This is a genomic window from Mesorhizobium sp. M7A.F.Ca.US.002.01.1.1 (assembly GCF_004022955.1).
GTDB lineage: Bacteria > Pseudomonadota > Alphaproteobacteria > Rhizobiales > Rhizobiaceae > Mesorhizobium > Mesorhizobium ciceri.
In genome coordinates this window covers 1-3,127 of the sequence record NZ_RZQE01000590.1, presented here as the reverse complement: position 1 = coordinate 3,127, position 3,127 = coordinate 1, and the positions used below count along the sequence as shown (strand labels likewise).

Sequence of the window (3,127 nt, the reverse complement as noted above, 5' to 3'; positions counted from 1 at the left end):
CTCAATGCCCGGGGGAGATGTATCCGGACCAAGACGGTCACGGCCGGTCGATTTGGCACACCTTGCCCGCCAGACGATGGGTGACCGCAGCCTAGAGCAAGAGGTTCTGGCGCTATTTGTACAGCAGGCGCTGTCCGTGCGCGACAGAATAGTCGACGCCGATATCAAGGACCGGCTTCTGCTCGCCCATGGATTAAAGGGTTCGGCACGGGGCGTGGGCGCCTTTGCCATCGCCGATTGCGCCACCGAGATCGAGCACCGGCCGGAAGACGGCCAGACGCTCAAGCGGCTTGGTACGCTGATCGACGAAGTGCGCGATTTCATCGCCGCCATCAACCGCTGAATCCGCGCCGAATCCGATTTGCGGAAAAACGTCATCGGGCGGCGCTTTCATGCGGCAGTTGACTTGTCAGCCGGAGTGATTATCTCGGCTGCAACTCCCTTCAGGTGACAAATGACCAAGCTGACTTTCATTGCCCATGACGGCACGCATTTCGACATGGACGCCGAGAACGGCTCTACGGTCATGGAGAACGCGATCCGCAACGCCGTGCCCGGGATCGAAGCCGAATGCGGCGGTGCCTGCGCCTGTGCCACCTGTCACGTCTATGTCGACGAAGCCTGGACGGCTGAAGTCGGCGAGCCGGAAGCGATGGAAGAGGACATGCTGGACTTCGCCTACGACGTCCAGCCCAATTCGCGCCTGTCATGCCAGATCAAGGTCCGCGATGCGCTTGACGGCTTGGTCGTGCGGGTGCCTGCCCGCCAGGGATAAGCGCAACCTTTTTGCCAACTGATTTTTCCCGCTGTGGCTTGGCAGCGGGGCGATGGTCATGCAGTGTCCTGCTGTTTCACCACAGCGCCGCGCGTCCTCTTGGACGCGCAACGGACGCTGTAGCACTTTTATTTGCGCATGATCCTTTCCGAAAATCGTTCCGATTTTCGGGGTCATGCGCAGCGAGGCACAGGCATGACCGACATCACCAGGACAGACGTGCTTATTGTCGGGGCAGGGCCGGTCGGCCTGTTTGCCGTGTTCGAGCTCGGCCTGTTCGACATGAAGTGCCACCTGATCGACATTCTCGATCGGCCGGGCGGCCAATGCGCGGAACTTTATCCGGAAAAGCCGATCTACGACATTCCAGGCTGGCCTTCGATCTCGGCGCAGGGGCTGGTCGACAAATTGCTCGAGCAGATCGCGCCGTTCAAGCCCGATTTCAGCTACAACCGAATGGTTTCCAGCCTGGAAAAACTGGAGGACGGCAGTTTTCGCGTCACCACCGACGAAAACGAGGTGTTCGAGGCCAAGGTGGTGGTGATTGCCGCCGGCGGCGGCTCCTTCCAGCCCAAGCGTCCGCCGATCCCCGGCATCGAGCCCTATGAAGGCAAGAGCGTCTTCTATTCGGTGCGCCGGATGGAGGATTTTCGCGGCCACGACCTCGTCATTGTCGGCGGCGGCGACTCGGCGCTCGACTGGACGCTGAACCTGCAGCCGGTGGCAAAGAGCGTGACGCTGGTGCACCGGCGGCCTGAGTTCCGCGCCGCTCCCGACAGCGTCAACAAGATGTATGCCATGCAGGAGATGAAGCAGCTCGAATTCCAGGTCGGCCAGGTGACCGGATTGACCGGTGCCGACGGCCAGTTGTCATCGGCCACCATCAAGGGACCGGATGGCGACGTCGAGGTGCCTTGCACGCGCATGCTGCCGTTCTTCGGCCTGACCATGAAGCTCGGACCGATCGCGGAGTGGGGTCTCAACCTTCACGAGAACCTCATTCCGGTCGATACCGAAAAATTCCAGACATCGGTGCCCGGCATCTTCGCGGTCGGTGACATCAACTGGTATCCGGGCAAGCTGAAGCTGATCCTGTCGGGTTTCCACGAAGTGGCGCTGATGGCGCAGGCCGCCAAGCGCATCATCAGCCCCGGCGAGCGCATCGTTTTCCAGTACACGACCTCATCGACCAGCCTGCAGAAGAAGCTCGGCGTCTCCGGCTGAACTTTACTCGGCCAGCATCGGCGCCGCATTGTCGGCGTAGCCGCGAAGCTCCTTTTCGGGCATCAGCGTCAGCGTGATCAGCCCCAGCAGCAATGTAGCGGCGGCGACGGCAAAGATCATCACGAACGGCTCGACCGTCGCGCTATGGCCAGCGATCCGCACGCCTTCACCGGCAAGCGGCAAGCCGTAGCCCAGAGCGACCGCGCCGAGCATGGCGACCCCAAGCGCACTGCCAAGCGAACGCAGGAATGTCAGCACGCCCGTCGCGACGCCGAGATGCACGCGATCGACGGCGTTCTGGACCGACACGGTGGTGACCGGAAACGTCGTTCCGGTTCCAAACCCGATGCAAATCGTCAAGACCTCGACCTCCAGCAGCGTTGCATATCCTGCGACGACGGCCAGCAGGCAGAGGCACAGCATGCTGAAGACGACGCCCACCATCGCAATGCGCTTGTAGTGGGTGAAATGCGGGATCATACGCCCGCTGAATGCCGCGCCGCCGACGGTCCCCAGCAGAAGCCCAAGCATCGCGATGCCCGACTCCGCTGCCGACAAGCCGAGCACCGCCTGAAGATAGACGGGCAGGTACACAGCCATGCCGACGCTTGCGGCCTGAAGCAGGAACATCGAAAGCGTGCCCGCCAGAACGATTGGATTGCCAAGCACTTCGAGTGAGATGAGCGGCTCGGCGGCGCGCATGAGCCGCAAGGCAAAAGCGCTCCAGAAAATCGCCGAACCGCAGAGAACGCCGATGACTTCAAGCGAAGTCCAGGGATAGGCGCTGCCGCCCCAGTTCAAGGCGAGCAGCAGCAGCGCCGTGGCAATTATCAGAAGCAGCGCGCCCAGGCCGTCGATGCGATGGCGCTTTGCGGCAATGGGCAGTTTCTTGAGCGGCTTGTTGATGATCGCCATCGCAAGAAAACCAAGCGGAATGTTGATCCAGAAGATCAGTGACCAGTGCAGGTGCTCTGCGAAAGTGCCGCCGAGCAACGGACCGGCAACGCTGGCGACAGCCCATGTGCCGGAGAACCAGGCGGCATAGCGTGCCCGCTCGCGCGGCGGCACGAGATCGCCGACGACGGTCTGCGTCAAAGCGAACAAGCCGCCGCCACCGGCGCCCTGGAT

At 62.0% G+C, this 3,127-nt stretch carries 4 protein-coding genes; 3 read left to right on the top strand and 1 reads right to left on the bottom strand.

The window, feature by feature from the left end:
• From EN932_RS32485 to EN932_RS32475, 3 genes are all read left to right on the top strand, one after another.
• Positions 1 to 343: Hpt domain-containing protein (locus tag EN932_RS32485; protein WP_245483370.1), on the top strand; the 343-nt coding region annotated here is incomplete at its 5' end.
• Positions 344 to 454: 111 nt separating this feature from the next.
• The gene (locus tag EN932_RS32480; RefSeq protein WP_013531878.1) at positions 455 to 775 is read left to right on the top strand and encodes a 2Fe-2S iron-sulfur cluster-binding protein; all 321 of its coding nucleotides are present in this window, start codon (positions 455 to 457) and stop codon (positions 773 to 775) included.
• 195 nt (positions 776 to 970) lie between these two features.
• Positions 971 to 1,999: an NAD(P)/FAD-dependent oxidoreductase gene (locus tag EN932_RS32475; protein ID WP_013531877.1), complete on the top strand. Its 1,029-nt coding sequence runs from the start codon at positions 971 to 973 to the stop codon at positions 1,997 to 1,999.
• 3 nt (positions 2,000 to 2,002) lie between these two features.
• On the opposite strand, the gene EN932_RS32470 is transcribed toward EN932_RS32475, so the two are convergent.
• The coding region (locus tag EN932_RS32470) for an MFS transporter (protein ID WP_128369382.1) at positions 2,003 to 3,127 on the bottom strand (1,125 nt) is incomplete at its 5' end.